The organism is Azospirillum largimobile, assembly GCF_977007025.2.
This window is the reverse complement of the sequence record NZ_CDRMUA020000001.1, coordinates 2,225,402-2,242,225: the sequence shown is the minus strand read 5'-3', so window position 1 is coordinate 2,242,225 and position 16,824 is coordinate 2,225,402. Positions and strand designations below refer to the sequence as shown.

Sequence of the window (16,824 nt, the reverse complement as noted above, 5' to 3'; positions counted from 1 at the left end):
GATGTCCACGTCGCTTCTCATCCCGCGCGGGACCCCGCGCGTGCAGTATCTCGCCGACGGCATGCAGCGGGTCTTCACCTACCCGTTTCCGATCTTCACCGACGAGGATCTGCAGGTCTTCCTGGGTGCGGCGCTTCAGAGCACCGGCTATGCGGTCGGCGGGGCCGGCTCAAGCGCGGGCGGGGCGGTGACCTTCGCCACGGCTCCGGCGGAGGGGACCGTCGTCCTGCTGCGCCGCCGCCTGCCCATCGAACGGCGCAGCGATTTCGGCGAGAGCGGGCCGCTGCCGGCCGCCGCCCTCAATGGCGAACTGGACCGGCTGACCGCGGCGCTCCAGCAGGTGGCGGGCGACCAGGAGTTGATGCTGCGCTATGCCGACAGCGACCTGCCGGCCTCCCCCCTGTTGCCCGAGCGGGGCTTGCGCCAGGGCAAGCTGCTGGCCTTCGACGGCGCCGGCAATCCCACCGTCCGCCCGCCGGTGGACGAGGAGGCGCTGGCGACCTATGTGCCGCCGGGCGCCGGGGCCACCGCGCGGCCGGTGCGCGACAAGCTGGCCGACCTCGTCTCGGTCAAGGATTTCGGCGCGGTGGGAGACGGACTGGTCGACGACACGCTGGCCCTGCAGGCGGCGCTGACCTCCGCCCGCGCGGTGTTCGTGCCGCCGGGGACCTACCGCATCGCCAACACGCTGACGCTCGGCCATGGGCAGTCGCTGTACGGGGCGGGGCAGGCCTCGGTGATCCGCGGCGCGTCCAACGGCTTCGACCTCGTCCACCTGCCGGACGGCTACGCCACCCTGTCGGGCCTGCGGCTGGAGCAGGGCCGGGCGGGGGTGCGTCTGTTCGGGCGTGACGGGCCTTGCGTGCAGAACAGCCTGACCGACCTGACCCTGTGGGAGCCGGAGGTGGGGCTGCTGTTCGACGGCCACATCGATCCCAACCTGCCCTGCTACTGGAACAACATCGCCCGCGTGCTGGTGGCGCGGCCGTCGCGGCATGGGGTGTGGCTGACGCGGACGGGGGCGGGCGACACGCCGAACGCCAACCGCTTTCACGCCGTACGGGTCTATTCGCTGTCGGCGCCGATGACCGGCTGCGGCTTCTTCGTGGAGCAGGGGCGCTACAACAACGCCTTCTTCGACTGCGAAGCCAATCTTTGGCCGCAGGCGGAGGCCTGCTTCCGCGTCGGCGCCGTCACCGACAAGACGCTGATCGTGAATTTCTATGCCGAGTCGCTGGGCGCCCTGCCGAACCTGCAGCTCGATGCCGGATCGGTCGAGACCGCGATCGTCAACCTGTTCTCCGCCGCCGCCGGGCCGGCGATCCTCGACCGGTCCGGCGGGCAATACACCGCGGTCAATGCCGGCTATCCGGAGAAGAACCGGCTTCAGCGCAGTCGCATCACCGAACTGGTGGTGGAGGCGCTGCGGTACGACACCGACTATGTCGAGCCGGCCAAGGGTGGGGTGGTGGCGTTGGATCTGGCCAGCTCCGTCTATCTCGCCAGCGCCTATGGCGGGCCGGTGGAGTTGCGTCTACCCAGGGCCGAGACCGTCAACGGCCATGCGGTGACGATCAAGCGCACCGACGCCTCGGCCAACCGGTTGACGGTGACGGAGACCGGTGGACCGGGGCCGGACGGGCGGGCTCTGGCGCTGGGCAACCGCTACGACTTCGTGACGCTGGTGTCGAACGGGGCGGGCTGGTGGATCGTCGCCGGCAACAGCCAGCCCGGCAATGCCCGGTATCACGAGGCCGCCGGTCTGCTCGAACCTGACCTGAACCAGCAGCTCTATCTGGTCAGCGCCTGGAACGGGGCGGTGGAGGTGCGGCTGCCGGCGCCCTCGGCTCCGCATGCGGTCGGCCGCACGGTCACCATCAAGAAGTCCGACACCGGCGGCAACCGCGTCACCGTCACCCAGGCCGGCGGCGGCGGGCCGGACAGCGAGGCCATCGCGCTGGCCGCCCAGGGCCATGCGGTGACGGTGATGTCGAACGGCGCCGGCTGGCACATCCTGGGGCGGAATCCATGACGGCGGGGAAGGACGACAGCTTTCGCGCCTTCGCTCGGGGCTGGAACGACATGGTGGAGCTGAAGACCCCCGCCCATCATGCGCGGATGGCGGGTTGGCTGGAGGCATGCATGGCCGGGCAGAACCGGCGCATGCTGCTGATGGCCTTCCGCGGGTCGGGCAAGTCGACCCTGGTCGGGCTGTTCGCGGCGTGGCTGTTGCTGCGCGATCCCAACCGCCGGCTGCTGGTGCTCGCCGCCGACATGCGGCTTGCGACGAAGATGGTGCGCAACGTCAAGCGCATCCTGGAACGCCATCCCGATTGCAGCCACCTGAAACCGCCTGCGTCGGTGCGCGACCAGTGGGCGGCCGACCAGTTCACGGTCGTGCGTCCGATGGAACTGCGCGACCCGTCGATGGCGGCGGCCGGCATCGGCGGCAACATCACCGGCAGCCGCGCCGACGTGGTGATCTGCGACGACGTGGAGGTGCCGCGCAACGCCGACACCGCGGTCAAGCGTGCCGCCCTTCGCGAGCGCCTGTCGGAGCTGGAGTATGTGCTGGTGCCGGGCGGGGCGCAGCTCTATGTCGGGACGCCGCATGCGCAGGACAGCCTCTATGCCGAGGAGACCGATGACGGCAGCCCGCCCTTCCTGGACGGATTCGAGCGGCTGGTCCTGCCGGTCTATACCGAGGACGCCGAGGGCCGCCGCACCTACACATGGAAGGAGCGCTTCGGCGAGGCCCATGTCGCCCGCATCCGCAAGTCGACCGGCCCCAACAAGTTCACCAGCCAGATGCTGCTGCGCCCGGTCAGCGTCGCGGACGGCATGCTGGATGTCGCCAAGCTTGGCCGCTACGACGCCGAGCTGGTGTATCGCGAGGCGCGGGGCCGCGCGGTGCTGACGCTGGACGGAGTGCGGCTGGTCTCCGCCTCCTGCTGGTGGGACCCGGCCTTTGCCCGGCTGGAGGCGGACGGCAAGGCGAAAAGCGGCGACGGCAGCGTGGTCGCCGTGGTATTCGGCGGCGCCGACAAACAATTCTACCTGCACCGGGTGTTGTATCTGACGGTCGACCCGCGGTTGGAAGAGACGGAAGCCGACCAGCAATGCGGGCAGGTCTCCCGCCTTCTCGCCGACAACCACCTGTCGGCGATCCATATCGAGATCAACGGCTTGGGCCGTTTCCTGCCCGGTCTGCTGCGCGAACGCCTGCGCCATGACCGGCTGGCTGTCGGTGTGGTCGAGCAGACGAGCCGCAAGCCCAAGGCCCAGCGCATCACCGAGGCCTTCAACGCCCTGATGGCCGACCGCCGCCTGCTGGCCCACCGGTCGGTATGGGACACGCCGCTGATCCGGGAAATGCGCGACTGGCGTCCGGATGGCCGATACCGCGGGCCCGACGACGGCCTGGACGCGGTGGCCGGCTGCCTCGGCGCCGAACCCTACCGCTTCGAAGACGCGACGGCCGTCCCCGAACGCCGCCCCGATTGGCGGGGTATCGGCACGGTGGTGGCGCCGTCGGATTGGGAGCTTTGAGTCGTTTCCCCACCTCAACCACAGGAGACCCCGATGCACGACACCCTGACCGGAGGCCTGGATCTCGCCTGGTGGATCACCGCGGTCGAACTGCCGGCGATGGGCGGGCTGTTCTGGCTGATCGCGCGGGTGCGCAAGGATGCCGACAGCGCGCTGGACGAATTGCGCGCCCGGGCGGAGGAGGCTCAGGCGCAGGTGCGCGAGAATCTCGCCGCATACAAGCTGGAGGTCGCGAAGACCTACGTCTCCTTCGCGACGCTCAAGGACGTGGAACAGCGCCTGACCGACCATCTGCTGCGGATCGAGACCAAGCTCGATTCGGGCTTCATGCCCTTCGAGGGCGGACGGCGCTGACCGTCAACGGCCGCAACGGGCGAGTCGGCTCAGTCGGCGTGGTGGATCATCGCCTGGTAGATCTTCCAGGCCACCTCGACCGACACGCCGCCGGCCCGCGCGCCTGCCGCCAGCATGGTGGCGCTCGGCTTCAGCGGGACCGCGGTCTGACCCGGCTCGCACAGCGCGCCCATGGCGGTGACCGAGGCGCCCAGGTCCGTGTCGCAGGACTGGGTCTTCTTCATCAGGCTCATGGAAATCGCGTTCATGACGGGTCCTCCGTTGACTTGCTTCTGTCACAGCAAAAGCAATGCCAACCTGCGAAAGCGGCTCCGGCCCTTGGAATCGCGGGGGTTGAACTGGATGGCACGCCGTTTCAGCAGGAATGAAGGCGGCGGAAACTCAAAAATACCCGCAAAATGCCGAATAGTTTCGAGTGTGCTTTGCAAAATGCAACGCGCGACGCGTGCGGAATTGCATTCGGGGAGTCGATCTTGCGTTGTGGCCGACGCCCTGCCGGACCCGACCGCATGGGACGCCCCGCAGCGCGGGCAACTGCGGCTTTCGGACTGCGGCTTTGATGTGTCTGGCCGGTGGCCGCGCCTTGGGATAGTGTCCGACCATCATGACCGACCGAATCATCCACCACATGTGCCGCGCGGACGAGTGGGACGCCGCCCGCCCGGCCGGCAGCTACCCGGGTTCGTCGCAGGATGTCCAGGACGGCTTCATCCATTTCTCCACTGCCGGACAGGTGGTGGAGAGCGCCGCCAAGCATCGCGCCGGCCAGGACGGCCTGCTGCTGCTGACGGTGGACGCCGACCGGCTGGGTGCCGCCCTGCGTTGGGAACCCTCGCGCGGTGGACAGCTGTTCCCGCACCTCTACGGGCCGCTGCCGGTGGACGCCGTGCTGCGGGTCGACCCGCTGCCGCTGGGGCCGGATGGGCGCCACGTCTTCCCGGCCGGCTTTCCCTTCACCCTCCAGGACCTCGTTCCGTGATCGACCTCTATCCGCTTGCCGGGCCGCTGCTGTTCCGCTTCGACCCTGAGACCGCGCATGGCCTGACCATCAAGGCGCTGAAGACCGGACTGGTCCCACCGGCCCGCGGCAGGGACGAACCGGCGCTGCACACCCGCGTCTGGGGACTGGATTTCTCCAACCCGGTCGGGATGGCCGCCGGCTTCGACAAGAATGCCGAGGTGGTCGACGCCATGCTGAACCTCGGCTTCGGCTTCGTCGAGCCCGGCAGCGTCACCCCGCGGCCCCAGCCCGGCAACCCGCGCCCCCGCCTGTTCCGGCTGGTGGAGCAGCGGGCGGTCATCAACCGCATGGGCTTCAACAACGAAGGGCTGGAAGCCTTCGCCCAGCGGCTGGAGCGCCGCCGCGCCGCTGCCAAGCGCGCGCCCGGCATCGTCGGCGCCAACCTGGGCAAGAACAAGGACACGGCCGACGCCGCCGACGATTACGTGATCGGCGTGCGCCGGCTGGCGCCGCTGGCCGACTATCTGGTCGTCAACGTCTCCTCCCCCAACACGCCGGGCCTGCGCGCGCTGCAAGGCCGGGATCCCCTGCGCGCCCTGCTGGAACGGGTGCTGGAGGCGCGGGCCGCCTGCGACCTGACCCGCAATCCGCCGCTTCTGCTGAAGATCGCTCCCGACCTGACGGTGGAGGACAAGAGCGACATCGCCGCGGTGGCGCTGGAGTCCGGCATCGACGGGCTGATCGTCTCCAACACCACCATCGCCCGGCCGGACGTGATCCCGGCGGCGATGCGCAGTGAGGCCGGCGGGCTGTCCGGCGCGCCGCTGTTCGAGCCCTCCACCTCCGTCCTGCGCGAGATCTACGCGCTGACCGGCGGCAAGCTGCCGATCGTCGGTGTCGGCGGCGTGGCGACGGGCGAGGACGCCTATGCCAAGATCCGGGCCGGCGCCTCGCTGGTTCAGCTCTATTCGGCGATGGTCTATGCCGGGCCGGCTGTGGTCCACCGCATCCGCCGCGAGTTGGCGGAGTTGCTGCGCCGCGACGGCTTCCGCTCGGTCGCCGAGGCGGTGGGGGCGGATCACCGTTGATCCCGCGATGACCCTGCTGACGCACCTCGTCTATGCGCTGGCTTACCTGATCGCCGGGATCTCGGCCGGTGCCGCTCTGTGGGCTCTGCGCCCGGAGGCCGATCCGCTGGTGTCGTGGATGGCCGGCGCGCTGGTGGTGCTGGCCGGGGCGCTGGTCCATGACGTGGTGACCCGGCTGGAGCGCGAGCGCAAGGCCGCCCGCCGCATCGCCCGCCTGAGCGACCGGGTGGAGGAACTGGCACACCTGCTGGAGCAGCGCCTTGCATCCGATCCTGGCGCCCAGCCCGACGGCGTCCGCTACGACGCCGTGATGCAAGAGGTGAAGCTTCTGCAGTCGCTGGTCGCCCGCCTGACCGAGCGGCGCGCCCCGCGCCCGCCGGCAGCCAGCGGAGACCTCGGCGGCGGCCGGCGTCCGGCCGCGATGCCGTTCCCGGCTCCGCAGCCGGCTCCGCCGCCCGCCGCACCCATGGACGATGCCGCGGTGCTGGAGGCGGTTCGCGACGCGCTGAAGGCCGACCGCATCGATGTCTATCTCCAGCCCATCGTCAGCCTTCCCCAGCGCAAGCACCGGTTCTACGAGGTGTTCTCGCGCGTGCGGTCCGCCGATGGGCAGCAGATCATGCCCGACCGCTATCTCGACATCGCCGAGCGCGAGGGGCTGATCGCCACCATCGACAACCTGCAACTGGTCCGCTGCGTACAGCTGATCCGCGAGACGGAGCGGCGCCAGCACGCCATCGGCTTCTTCGCCAACATCTCCGCCGCGACGCTGGCCGATGCGGAGTTCATGCGCCAGTTCCTGAACATGATGGCGCAGAACCACGCCCTGGTGCCGAAGCTGGTGTTCGAATTGAGCCAGCACGATCTGCGCGCCGGCGGGGCGGTGACGATGGGCATCCTGTCGCAACTGGCGCGACTGGGCTTCCGCTTCTCGATGGATCAGGTGACCGACCTCGCCATCGACCTGGACCGGCTGCTGCGCCACGAGTTCCGCTGCATCAAGCTGGACCGCGCCCTGGTGCTCGACCCCGCCAATGCCGGGCGCATCCGCGAGCTGCGCCACCGCTGCGCCGCCGACGGCATCGACCTGATCGTCGAGAAGATCGAAACGGAGAACCAGCTGGTCGAGGTGCTCGACACCGGCTTCGACTTCGGCCAGGGCTACCTGTTCGGCGAACCGCGGCTGAGCCGGAAGCCGGAGTGAGGGAGAGGTTTTAAAGCCCGATCAGTGCGGCGAGCTTTCCGCGCACTTCGGCCAGGATGGTCGATGGTGCGCGTGCGCCGGAGAACAGCAGCGGCCGGGCCATGGTGTCGATGCTGCGGACATGACTGGTCAGGATTTCGCCGGAGATCGGCGGACCCGGCGGCAATACGGCACTGCTTGGAAACGGGCGAACGCGCGTGGTGATCGGGCATACGATTGCAAAGCGCGTCGCCTGCCAAAAAGCATGAGGTGACACGATCAGTGCCGGCCTGCGCCCGCCCTGCTCACGCCCCGTCCGTGGATCGAAGTCAGTCCAGATGAGATCGCCGGCTTCCGGCTCCCATTCATCTTCGGTCATTCCTCAATGACCTCACGACCAACATCGGGCCCCCAGTCGAACGCCTCCCGCATCGCCTCCGGCGTGACGCCTTTCATGAGTTCATCGAGGCTGTAGCGGGGGCGATCCGCGGTGATGACGATCCGGTCGCCTTCGGCGTGAATGTCCACCCTTGCGCCGTCGCGCAGCCCCACCTGATTGGCGATGTCCTTGGGGATGCGGATGCCCAGGCTATTGCCCCATCGTGCGAGTTGGACCTGCATCCGTGTTGCCTCCTTGCCGCTGCGATGGCTGTTGACTGGATATTCATAGGATATACGGCGAGCGTGGCAAAAATAAACCCATGAGTTGCCCGGAGCCCTTGATTTCTGCCACCGCGCTTGACATTCCCCCACGCGGCGATGGAAATTTCGCGTTCCCGGTCCTGTCCGGGCACCCGATGCGGGTGATACGCAACACTAGTGGAATGGTGACTTCGGTGACGTCCAACATCGCCATCACGCTGCCCGACGGCAGCGTGCGGGAGTTCGACCGGCCGGTGACGGGGCTCGAGATTGCCCAGTCCATCGGTTCGCGCCTGGCCAAAGATGCGCTTGCCGTCAAGATCGACGGCACGGTGAAGGACCTCACCACCACCGTCACTACCAACGCCAAGATCGAGATCGTCACGCGCAACCACGCCGACGCCCTCGAGGTCATCCGCCACGATGCCGCCCATGTGCTGGCCGACGCGGTGCAGAAGCTGTATCCCGGCACGCAGGTCACGATCGGCCCGTCGATCGCCACCGGCTTCTACTATGACTTCGCGCGCGACGAGCCGTTCACGCCCGAGGATCTGGAGAAGATCGAGGCGAAGATGCGCGAGATCGTCGGGGCCGACATCCCGATCATGCGCGAGGTCTGGGACCGCGACGAGGCGGTCGCCTACTTCAAGAATCTCGGCGAGCATTACAAGGCCGAGCTGATCGAGGCGATCCCGCAGGGCGAACCGGTGTCGATCTACCGCCAGGGCGACTGGCTGGATCTGTGCCGCGGGCCCCACGCCATGACGACGGGCAAGGTCGGGCAGGGCTTCAAGCTGATGAAGGTGGCCGGCGCCTATTGGCGCGGCGACAGCCGCAACCCCATGCTCCAGCGCATCTACGGCACCGCCTGGCGCGACGAGAAGGAACTGAAGGCCTACCTGCACCAGATCGAGGAGGCGGAGAAGCGCGACCACCGCAAGCTGGGCAAGGAACTGGACCTGTTCCATGTGCAGGAAGAGGCGGTCGGCTCGGTGTTCTGGCATCCGAAGGGCTGGACGCTCTACCAGACGCTGGAAACCTACATCCGCACCAAGCTGAAGGGCGCCGGCTATGTCGAGGTCAAGACGCCGCAGCTGATCGACAGCTCGCTGTTCAAGGCGTCGGGCCACTGGGACATGTATGGCGACAACATGTTCAAGGTGGAGGCCGACGGCGGCGAGAAGCTGCTGGGCATCAAGCCGATGAACTGCCCCGGCCATGTCCAGATTTTCCGCCACGGCCTGCGCTCCTACCGCGACCTGCCGATCCGCATGGCGGAGTTCGGCGCCTGCCACCGCAACGAGCCGTCGGGCGCGCTGCACGGCATCATGCGCGTGCGTGCCTTCACCCAGGACGACGCCCACATCTTCTGCACCGAGGATCAGGTGCAGAGCGAGGCGGCCGAGTATTTCAAGCTGCAGCTCGGCGTCTACAAGGACCTGGGCTTCGACAAGATCTCGGTGAAGCTGGCCCTGCGTCCGGACGTCCGCACCGGCGCTGACGAGCTGTGGGACCGGGCCGAAGGAGCGCTGGCCCAGGCGCTGCGCGACGCCGGGCTGGAGTATGAGGAGTTGCCGGGCGAGGGTGCCTTCTACGGCCCGAAGGTGGAATTCCACCTGACCGACGCCATCGGCCGGACCTGGCAGTGCGGCACGCTGCAGTATGATCCGAACCTGCCGGAGCGACTCGATGCCAGCTATATCGGCGAGGATGGCGCGCGCCATCGGCCGATCATGCTGCACCGGGCGATCCTGGGGTCGATGGAGCGCTTCATCGGCATGCTGATCGAGCATTACGCCGGCAAGTTCCCGCTGTGGCTATCGCCGGTGCAGGTCACCGTCGCCACCATCACCAGCGAGGCCGACGGCTATGCCGAGGAAGTGGCCAAGCTGTTGAAGCGCAAGGGCCTGCGCGTCGAACTCGACACCCGCAACGAGAAGATCAACCTGAAGGTCCGCGAGCACAGCCTGCAGAAGGTTCCCCTGATGCTAGTTGTCGGAAAGCGCGAGGCGGACGAGCGGACGGTCGCGCTCCGCGTGCTGGGCGGCAAGGATCAGGAAATTCTTGCCCTCGACGCCGCCGTGGCTAAACTGGTTGAGGAAGCGAAATCGCCCGCCGGCGAAACCATGACCGACTCGCCGTTTTAACCGACCGCGCGACGCCGCCGGCCGCTCCTTTGGACGGCCGGCCTCTGCGTGGTTTCAGACCATGGAGAAGCGTCCATAGCCAGGATCCCGTCCGAAGCCGCCCCGACCCGCGATGGACCGCGGGTTAACCGGGAGATATCGGCTCGTTCCGTTCGTCTCGTCGGTGCAGATGGCGAGATGATCGGGGTGGTGTCGTTGCGCGATGCTCTGCTGGCTGCCGAGGATGCCGGTCTCGACCTGGTCGAGATCGCTCCCCAGGCGGAACCGCCCGTCTGCAAAATCCTCGACTATGGAAAGTTCAAGTACGAGGCGCAGAAGAAGGCGAACGAGGCCCGCAAGAAGCAGAAGATCATCGAGGTCAAGGAGATCAAGCTCCGGCCGAACATCGATGACAACGACTACGACGTGAAGATGCGCTCGGCGCGCCGTTTCCTCGAGGAAGGTGACAAGGTCAAGGTGACCCTGCGCTTCCGCGGCCGCGAAATGGCGCATCAGGATCTGGGTATGAATGTGCTTGTCCGCGTCCGCGACGAGCTTACCGAACTGGCGAAGGTCGAGCAGATGCCGAAGCTCGAAGGCCGCCAGATGGTCATGGTGCTGGCTCCGCGCTGACGCGGGGTGACGTTACGGGAAAGGCCCGTCCGGGATGCCGGACGGGCCTTTCTCTTTTGGGGACTACGACGCCTCAGCGCAGCGGCCGGTCGTCGACGATCACCACATAGCAGGTGTGGCGGGTGTATTTGGCACAGTTGTCCAGGGCGCCGCGGCGGGCGGCGTCCTCGCTGGACATGCCGGACTTCCAGCCGAAGGCGCCGTCCCGCGACACCGCGAAGGCTTTGCGGCCGGCTGCCTCGAGATAGGCGCTGAATTTCGGCCGGTTGGCGTCGGACAGTTCGGGCGGCGGCTCCAGCCTCACTTGCGTGCCGCGCGGTCCTTCCGACGGCGTGGCGGCCATATCGGCACCGGCACCGGCCGGGCGGTCGTTCAGATAGGCGATGCGGCAGCTTTGGCGGGTATGCTTCGCGCAAGTCTCCAGCGCTCCCTTCTGCGCGTCGTCCAGGCTGCGCAGACCGGATTTCCAGCCATAGGCGCCGTCGGGCGACACGGCGAAGGCCTTGTTGCCGCCGGCCTCGACATAGGCGGGGAACTTGGCCCGGTTGGCGGCGGACAGTTCGGGCGGCGGCGCCAGAGCCGGCAGGGACAGCACGATCGGCGTCCTGCGCGGGACCAGTCCGTTCTGCGCCAGGAACCCGTCGACCATCGGTGTCCATTCCGCAATGGCGGCGGTGAAGAAGGAATGCCCATCCTTGCCGTGCGGCGGTGCGGCGATGAACTCGCCCCGGCCACCTTCATGGGTGAAGGCCTCCCACAGGCGGCGGGCGAGGTCGGGGCCGAAGAACAGGTCGTTTTCGGCATAGATCCACAGTGTCGGAACGCGCGAACTGCGGCCCAGCGTGCCGAAGGCGGCGACCAGCCGCTCCTCCCGGCAGACCTCGTTGTCGGCGATGGAGCCGCGCCCGCCGGCGAAGCTGATCGCCGCCTTCAATCCGGGCAGGGGATCGGCGCTGAGCGCGATGCTGGCAAGCCCGCCAGCCGACACGCCCACCGCGATGATGCGGCCGGGATCGGCATAGGGCTGGGCCGCCACATAGCGGACGGCTTGGCGCAGGTCCTCGGCGCTCTGCCGGGCGGAGTGCAGGTAGTCGGGGTTGTTGCAGGCGCCGGTCGTCTCGCTGTAGGGACCGTCCGATCCGCCATAGCCGCGCCGCATCACCGCCACCGTCGCCCAGCCGCGCCGGGCGAACTCGCGGGCTTCCGGCAGATAGCGCAACGGCGTCATCTGCGCCCGCTCCGCCGGGTCGCGCGGGGTACCGTGACTGATGATGGCGATGGGGTAGGGACCGGGACCGTCCGGCCGCAGCAGCATCGCCTCCAGCGTTGCGGAGGAGCCGTCGGGGAAGCGCGCCGGGATCGACAGCGGCGTCTGCACCAGCCCTTCGGCCAGCGCCGGGCCGCACCACGACAGCATGAACAGCAGGACGATCAGGCGGCGCAGGGTCATGGTGGGCGCAGTCTCCGCAAGGGAAGGGGGCTGCGCTCTTGTACGCCAACTTTGGCTTGGCGTCAGGGGGGAGGTGGGCGGAGTGTCGGCTGACGATGCCCCCACCCTAACCCTCCCCCGCTGGGCGGGGGAGGGACTACCGCAGAACGCCGACAAAGGTCCAATCCCCTCCCCCGCCCAGCGGGGGAGGATGGGTGGGGGTCTAACTTCGCCCCCCTCTACTCCACCCCCTGCCGCGCCACCCGCAGCGCCTCGGCCAGGACCTCGGCGTCGCCGATGTGGTTGGCGAGCAGCAGGATCAGCTTGGCGTTCAGGCGGGTGCTCTGGTCGGGGGTCAGGTCGCGGTGGCTGTCGATCAGCAGTTGATAGACGTCGTCCGGGCTGGCGAAGCGCTGCTCGGTCATCAGTTTGGCCATGGGTGGGCTCCACGAGTTCGAATGTCAGCGGCGGTCAACGGCCGGTGGCGCGGTCCAGCGCGGCGGACAGGGCCCCGGCGTCGAAGCGGCGCCAGCGGGCGGCGATGTGCTGGTCGGGGCGGATCAGATAGACGCTGCCCGGCGTCAGGTCGTAGCGCTCGCGCAGGCGGCCGGCGCAGTCCACCAGTTCCCCGGCGATGCCACGCCGCCGCTCGGTCACGGCGTGCCAGGCGAGGGGCAGCGGCCCGGCAGCGAGTCCGTCCAGCGCCTCCGCCACATCGGCCGGAACCGGCCCACCCATTTCGTCGCCGGCAGCGGCATAGAGCACGGTGAAGCGGCCGTCCAGCGCCTCCATCAGCCAGCCGGGCTGGCCGTCGCGCTCCACCGGCGCGTCGGTGGCCGGCGCGCCCGGCACCATCTTTCCGGCGAACGTGTCGGCGTCCGGCGTGTTCAACGGGCTGTCTGTGTAGGTGGTCGGCGTGGACAGCCGGCCGGAATTGACCAGCGAGCGGGCGAATGGCTGGTCGACCGCCAGTTCCAGCACCGCGTCGCGGAAAACGCGGCTCATCTCGCTCTTCGGCGTGATGAAGTCGGTGGAGCGGGTGGAGTTCAGGATGTTCTCCTTCGCCGCCGCCACACGTTCGTCGCTGTAGCTGTCCAGCAGCGACTGGGGTGCCTTGCCGTCCAGCACCAGCGCCAGCTTCCACACCAGATTGTCGGCGTCGGGCACGCCGCTGTTGGCGCCGCGCGCGCCGAAGGGCGATACCTGATGCGCGCTGTCGCCGGCGAACAGGATGCGGCCATGGCGGAACCGCTCCAGACGGCGGCACTGGAAGGTGTAGACCGACACCCATTCCAGTTCGAACGGCGTGTCGGCGCCCAGCATCGCCTGGACGCGGGGGATGACGCGCTCCGGCTTCTTCTCCTCCTCCGGGTCGGCGTCCCAGCCCAGTTGGAAATCCAGGCGCCAGACATTGTCGGGCTGCATGTGCAGCAGGGCCGACTGCTTGCGGTGGAAGGGCGGGTCGAACCAGAACCAGCGTTCCGCCGGGAAATCGGCCTTCATCACCACGTCGGCGATCAGGAAGCGGTCCTTGAACACCTCGCCCTGGAAGTCCAGCCCCAGCATCTTGCGCACCGACGACTTGGCGCCGTCGCAGGCGATGACCCAATCGGCCTCCACCGCATGGACACCATCGGGTGTCTCGACCTGCAGCACGACGTGGTCGGCCTCCTGCCTGGCGGAAATGACGCGCGACAGCCAGCGCAGGTCGATCAGGTCGCTTTTCCGCGCTTGCGTGACCAGGAAATCCTCCAGGTAATATTGCTGGAGGTTGATGAAGGCTGGGATCTTATGGTCCGGCTCCGGCAGCAGGTCGAACTGGTAGACCATGCGGTCGCCGTTGAAGACCTTGCCGATCTTCCACACCACGCCCTTGTCGATCATGCGCTGGCCGACGCCCAGCCGGTCCCACACCTCCAGCGCGTGCTTGGCATAGCAGACGGCGCGACTGCCGACACTGACGGTGTCCTCGGCGTCGAGCACCACCACCGGCACGCCCTTGCGCGCGAAGTCGAGTGCGGCGGTCAGCCCGACCGGACCGGCGCCGATGACCACCACCGGATGGCGCCGGACGCTGCCGGTGCGCTGTTCCTCCGAGGGTGTGAAGCTGTATTTGGGATAGCTGAAGGTCGCGTGCATTGGGCGTTTCCTCCCCCGGAAACCATGAACGGACGCATTGGTGCGCCGGCTTGTAACGAACCGTTATGGTTGCCAACGATACAGTTTCAAATGATACCAATCAAGCACTCAACGCGACCGATTTGGAAGCGATACAGGGAAAGCTACTATGACGGAAAATCGGTATCGCGTACAGGGTGCGGCAGTGTAGCCTTGCGGCAAAAGACCGGATAGAGACACCGAGGAACGCCGACCATGACCGCACCCACCATCACGCCCACCCTGCCGCGCCCGACCGTCTATGCCATCGACGGGGTGATTCCCGTCATCGATCCGACCGCCTTCGTCCATCCCTCCGCGGTGATGATCGGCGACGTGGTGGTGGGGCCCGGCTGCTATGTCGGACCCTGCGCCAGCCTGCGCGGCGATTTCGGCCGGATCGTGCTGCAGCGGGGCAGCAACGTTCAGGACAACTGCACGCTCCACGCCTTCCCCGGCCATGACGCCATCGTCGAGGAGGACGGGCATGTCGGGCATGGCGCCGTGCTGCACGGCTGCATCGTCCGCCGCAATGCGCTGGTCGGCATGAATGTGGTGGTGATGGACGGGGCGGAGATCGGCGAGGAGTCGATCGTCGCCGCCATGGCCTTCGTCAAGGCCGGCTTCGTCGTCCCGCCGCGCACGCTGGCCGCCGGCCTGCCGGCCAAGGTGATCCGCGAGTTGCGTCCCGACGAGATCACCTGGAAGTCGGAAGGGACCGACGAATACCAGCGCTTGGCCCGCCGCTCGCTCGCCACCATGGTCGCCTGCGCGCCCCTGGAGGCGGAGGAACCCGGCCGCGGCCGCGTCGATGCCGGCACCAGCCAGCCGCTGCACAAGGTGAAGGGCGGCTGAGCGGTGTTATTCCTCAGCCGGCCCCGCCTGGGCTGTAACCGGTGCGGGGCGGGCGGCGAGCTGGTCGGCGCGGGCCTGCAGCTTGGACAACAGGGTGTCGAGCTGCGCCCGCTCGTCGATCGACAGGGCGTCGGTTGCCTCTTCCTCATAGGTCAGGGCCATCGGCACGATCTCGGCATAGATCGCCAGCGCCTTTGGCGTCAGGGTCAGCAGGGCCTTGCGCCGGTCGGTGTCGCCCGATTCGCGCAGGATCAGCGCGGACTCCAGCATCCGGCTGATGGCGCGGCTGACCTGCACCTTGTCCATCGCGGTGCGCTGCGCAATCTCGCCTGCGCTCATGGTTTCGCCGCCGCCCAGCACGGCGATGATCCGCCATTCCGGGATCGTGATGCCGAACCGCTTCTCGTACAGCTTGGCCAGCGTGTGGCTGACCGTGTTGGCCAGCACCGACAGCCGGTAGGGCAGGAAGCGTGTCAGGTGCAGTGCCGGGATGTCAGCCGGTGCGGCTGCGGATTTCGTTGAGGCGGTGCTGGAACGGCGGACGGGCGGCATAGGCGGGGCGTCGTCTGTGATGGAGGGCGCGGGTGCCTCCATCCTGCGCCGGAATTTGGCTCTTGCAACAGTTTCAAACGAAACTAAAATGGCGGCAACGGAACAAGCCTGCCGGTGCCCGTCGCGGACGGCGTCGGCGGCAGTGAGGGGGAAGCGCCATGAAGAACTGGATTTCGTTTCCGAAGGTCGAGGGCACCGCATCGCGTCAGGCCCATGTCCGGCTTCCCGCCGGCACCTACGAGCGCGAGATGGGGCGCGAGGGCTTTTTCGGCCCGGCGACCCAGATGCACCATGCCCACCCGCCGACCGGCTGGACCAGCTTCGACGGGCCGCTGCGTCCGCGCGCCTTCGACCTGAACCACGTCGATCACATGCCCGGCTGCCCGCTGGAGGCGCCGGCCCTGATGGGCAACGGGGCGACCCAGGTCCGGCTGTGGCGCTTCAAGGGCAAGATGGAGCATCTGGTCCGCAACGCCGATGGCGACGACCTGCTGTTCTTCCACCAGGGCGGCGGCCATCTGTTCTGCGACTACGGCCATCTGGAGGTGCGCGAGGGCGACTATGTCGTGCTGCCGCGCAACACCTGCTGGCGGCTGGAGACGGACGAGGCGGTGATGGTGCTGATGGTGGAGGCCACCAACGACGCCTACAAGCTGCCGCACAAGGGGCTGGTCGGCACCCATGCCATCTTCGACCCGGCGGTGCTGGACGTTCCGGCGCTGGACGATGCCTTCCAGGCGCAGAAGCACGAGCGCGAGACCATGGTCCGGGTCAGAAAGCGTGGGCAGATTTGCGCCATGACCTATCCGTTCAATCCGCTGGACGCGGTGGGCTGGCATGGCGATCTGGCACCGGTGCGACTGAACTGGCGCGACATCCGGCCGCTGATGAGCCACCGCTACCACCTGCCGCCCTCGGCGCACAGCACCTGGATCGCTGGCCGCTTCATCATCTGCACCTTCGTGCCGCGGCCCATCGAGTCGGACCCGGAGGCGCTGAAGCTGCCCTACTACCACTCCAACGAGGATTTCGACGAGGTGCTGTTCTATCACCGCGGCCAGTTCTTCTCGCGCGACAACATCCATCCCGGCATGGTCACCTATCATCCCTCGGGCTTCCCGCACGGGCCGCACCCGAAGGCCTATGAGGTGGCGCAGAAGTTCGAGCGCAAGGAGACCGACGAGGTCGCGGTGATGATCGACACCCGCGATCCGCTGGACGTCTATCAGGCGATGGAAGGCGTCGAGTGGGGCGGCTACGCCGACAGCTGGAAGGCGAAATGAGCGGCCACCCGG

Annotated in this window: 17 protein-coding genes; 10 read left to right on the top strand and 7 right to left on the bottom strand. The window is 67.9% G+C overall.

Annotated features, from left to right (window positions below):
* Nucleotide 1: 1 nt before the first annotated feature.
* The 3 genes from ACWPKK_RS10550 to ACWPKK_RS10540 are packed head-to-tail and all read left to right on the top strand — an operon-like array spanning nt 2 to nt 3,903.
* Complete coding sequence (locus tag ACWPKK_RS10550; RefSeq protein ID WP_452003568.1) at nt 2-2,032, top strand: glycosyl hydrolase family 28-related protein; 2,031 nt, start codon at nt 2-4, stop codon at nt 2,030-2,032.
* The gene (terL, locus tag ACWPKK_RS10545) at nt 2,029-3,549 is read left to right on the top strand and encodes a phage terminase large subunit (protein ID WP_452003565.1); all 1,521 of its coding nucleotides are present in this window, start codon (nt 2,029-2,031) and stop codon (nt 3,547-3,549) included. The genes ACWPKK_RS10550 and terL overlap by 4 nt, the downstream gene beginning before the upstream one ends.
* A gap of 33 nt (nt 3,550-3,582) precedes the next feature.
* Nucleotides 3,583-3,903 carry a hypothetical protein gene (locus ACWPKK_RS10540; RefSeq protein ID WP_149222382.1) on the top strand — a complete coding sequence of 107 codons (321 nt, stop codon included), beginning with the start codon at nt 3,583-3,585 and terminating at the stop codon, nt 3,901-3,903.
* A 29-nt stretch (nt 3,904-3,932) separates the two neighbouring features.
* On the opposite strand, the gene ACWPKK_RS10535 is transcribed toward ACWPKK_RS10540, so the two are convergent.
* Nucleotides 3,933-4,151 (bottom strand): hypothetical protein, encoded by a 219-nt coding sequence (locus ACWPKK_RS10535; RefSeq protein ID WP_063635317.1) that lies wholly within the window; start codon nt 4,149-4,151, stop codon nt 3,933-3,935.
* Nucleotides 4,152-4,507: 356 nt separating this feature from the next.
* Between ACWPKK_RS10535 and ACWPKK_RS10530 the strand changes: the two genes are divergently transcribed.
* From ACWPKK_RS10530 to ACWPKK_RS10520, 3 genes are read left to right on the top strand one after another with little or no spacing between them, the layout of a single operon-like run.
* Complete coding sequence (locus tag ACWPKK_RS10530; protein WP_310111826.1) at nt 4,508-4,882, top strand: DUF952 domain-containing protein; 375 nt, start codon at nt 4,508-4,510, stop codon at nt 4,880-4,882.
* Entirely contained in the window at nt 4,879-5,952 is a 1,074-nt protein-coding gene (locus tag ACWPKK_RS10525) for a quinone-dependent dihydroorotate dehydrogenase (protein ID WP_452003561.1), read from the top strand. Before ACWPKK_RS10530 ends, ACWPKK_RS10525 begins: the two co-directional genes overlap by 4 nt.
* A 7-nt stretch (nt 5,953-5,959) precedes the next feature.
* Nucleotides 5,960-7,156, top strand: coding sequence for an EAL domain-containing protein (locus tag ACWPKK_RS10520; RefSeq protein ID WP_452003558.1), 1,197 nt, complete (start codon nt 5,960-5,962; stop codon nt 7,154-7,156).
* Between the two features lie 10 nt (nt 7,157-7,166).
* Here ACWPKK_RS10520 and ACWPKK_RS10515 read toward each other — a convergent pair whose 3' ends face one another.
* Together ACWPKK_RS10515 and ACWPKK_RS10510 are read right to left on the bottom strand one after the other, a co-directional pair.
* Nucleotides 7,167-7,514: a type II toxin-antitoxin system PemK/MazF family toxin gene (locus tag ACWPKK_RS10515; protein WP_452003555.1), complete on the bottom strand. Its 348-nt coding sequence runs from the start codon at nt 7,512-7,514 to the stop codon at nt 7,167-7,169.
* Entirely contained in the window at nt 7,511-7,756 is a 246-nt protein-coding gene (locus ACWPKK_RS10510; protein WP_452003552.1) for an AbrB/MazE/SpoVT family DNA-binding domain-containing protein, read from the bottom strand. The genes ACWPKK_RS10515 and ACWPKK_RS10510 overlap by 4 nt, the downstream gene beginning before the upstream one ends.
* 203 nt (nt 7,757-7,959) lie before the next feature.
* Here ACWPKK_RS10510 and thrS point away from each other — a divergent pair, with 203 nt between their 5' ends.
* Together thrS and infC are read left to right on the top strand one after the other, a co-directional pair.
* Nucleotides 7,960-9,924 (top strand): threonine--tRNA ligase, encoded by a 1,965-nt coding sequence (gene thrS / locus ACWPKK_RS10505; protein WP_324869404.1) that lies wholly within the window; start codon nt 7,960-7,962, stop codon nt 9,922-9,924.
* A gap of 84 nt (nt 9,925-10,008) precedes the next feature.
* Nucleotides 10,009-10,536 carry a translation initiation factor IF-3 gene (gene infC / locus ACWPKK_RS10500; protein ID WP_149222470.1) on the top strand — a complete coding sequence of 176 codons (528 nt, stop codon included), beginning with the start codon at nt 10,009-10,011 and terminating at the stop codon, nt 10,534-10,536.
* Between the two features lie 73 nt (nt 10,537-10,609).
* On the opposite strand, the gene ACWPKK_RS10495 is transcribed toward infC, so the two are convergent.
* The 3 genes from ACWPKK_RS10495 to ACWPKK_RS10485 form a co-directional block, all read right to left on the bottom strand.
* A complete protein-coding gene (locus tag ACWPKK_RS10495) occupies nt 10,610-11,986 on the bottom strand; it encodes a CocE/NonD family hydrolase (protein ID WP_452003548.1) in 1,377 nt (458 codons plus the stop codon).
* Between the two features lie 218 nt (nt 11,987-12,204).
* Complete coding sequence (locus ACWPKK_RS10490; protein WP_014248756.1) at nt 12,205-12,402, bottom strand: DUF2783 domain-containing protein; 198 nt, start codon at nt 12,400-12,402, stop codon at nt 12,205-12,207.
* Nucleotides 12,403-12,436: 34 nt separating this feature from the next.
* Nucleotides 12,437-14,104 carry an FAD-dependent oxidoreductase gene (locus ACWPKK_RS10485; protein WP_452003545.1) on the bottom strand — a complete coding sequence of 556 codons (1,668 nt, stop codon included), beginning with the start codon at nt 14,102-14,104 and terminating at the stop codon, nt 12,437-12,439.
* A gap of 234 nt (nt 14,105-14,338) precedes the next feature.
* On the opposite strand from ACWPKK_RS10485, the gene ACWPKK_RS10480 reads away from it, so the two are divergent.
* On the top strand, nt 14,339-14,977 hold the full coding sequence (locus ACWPKK_RS10480; protein WP_452003542.1) for an acyltransferase: 639 nt from the start codon (nt 14,339-14,341) through the stop codon (nt 14,975-14,977).
* Nucleotides 14,978-14,983: 6 nt separating this feature from the next.
* Here ACWPKK_RS10480 and ACWPKK_RS10475 read toward each other — a convergent pair whose 3' ends face one another.
* Nucleotides 14,984-15,529, bottom strand: coding sequence for a MarR family winged helix-turn-helix transcriptional regulator (locus ACWPKK_RS10475; protein ID WP_452003539.1), 546 nt, complete (start codon nt 15,527-15,529; stop codon nt 14,984-14,986).
* Between the two features lie 158 nt (nt 15,530-15,687).
* Between ACWPKK_RS10475 and ACWPKK_RS10470 the strand changes: the two genes are divergently transcribed.
* Complete coding sequence (locus ACWPKK_RS10470; RefSeq protein ID WP_452003536.1) at nt 15,688-16,812, top strand: homogentisate 1,2-dioxygenase; 1,125 nt, start codon at nt 15,688-15,690, stop codon at nt 16,810-16,812.
* Nucleotides 16,813-16,824 lie beyond the last annotated feature (12 nt).

Bases quoted from the DNA above. Each gene is read 5' to 3' on its own strand.
- ACWPKK_RS10480 (WP_452003542.1), top strand. From the start codon at position 14,339: ATGACCGCACCCACCATCACGCCCACCCTGCCGCGCCCGACCGTCTAT.
- ACWPKK_RS10540 (WP_149222382.1), top strand. From the start codon at position 3,583: ATGCACGACACCCTGACCGGAGGCCTGGATCTCGCCTGGTGGATCACC.
- ACWPKK_RS10470 (WP_452003536.1), top strand. From the start codon at position 15,688: ATGAAGAACTGGATTTCGTTTCCGAAGGTCGAGGGCACCGCATCGCGT.
- ACWPKK_RS10550 (WP_452003568.1), top strand. From the start codon at position 2: ATGTCCACGTCGCTTCTCATCCCGCGCGGGACCCCGCGCGTGCAGTAT.
- ACWPKK_RS10510 (WP_452003552.1), bottom strand. From the start codon at position 7,756: ATGCAGGTCCAACTCGCACGATGGGGCAATAGCCTGGGCATCCGCATC.
- ACWPKK_RS10530 (WP_310111826.1), top strand. From the start codon at position 4,508: ATGACCGACCGAATCATCCACCACATGTGCCGCGCGGACGAGTGGGAC.
- terL (WP_452003565.1), top strand. From the start codon at position 2,029: ATGACGGCGGGGAAGGACGACAGCTTTCGCGCCTTCGCTCGGGGCTGG.
- ACWPKK_RS10475 (WP_452003539.1), bottom strand. From the start codon at position 15,529: ATGCCGCCCGTCCGCCGTTCCAGCACCGCCTCAACGAAATCCGCAGCC.
- ACWPKK_RS10490 (WP_014248756.1), bottom strand. From the start codon at position 12,402: ATGGCCAAACTGATGACCGAGCAGCGCTTCGCCAGCCCGGACGACGTC.
- ACWPKK_RS10535 (WP_063635317.1), bottom strand. From the start codon at position 4,151: ATGAACGCGATTTCCATGAGCCTGATGAAGAAGACCCAGTCCTGCGAC.
- ACWPKK_RS10515 (WP_452003555.1), bottom strand. From the start codon at position 7,514: ATGACCGAAGATGAATGGGAGCCGGAAGCCGGCGATCTCATCTGGACT.
- ACWPKK_RS10495 (WP_452003548.1), bottom strand. From the start codon at position 11,986: ATGACCCTGCGCCGCCTGATCGTCCTGCTGTTCATGCTGTCGTGGTGC.
- ACWPKK_RS10485 (WP_452003545.1), bottom strand. From the start codon at position 14,104: ATGCACGCGACCTTCAGCTATCCCAAATACAGCTTCACACCCTCGGAG.
- ACWPKK_RS10520 (WP_452003558.1), top strand. From the start codon at position 5,960: ATGACCCTGCTGACGCACCTCGTCTATGCGCTGGCTTACCTGATCGCC.
- thrS (WP_324869404.1), top strand. From the start codon at position 7,960: ATGGTGACTTCGGTGACGTCCAACATCGCCATCACGCTGCCCGACGGC.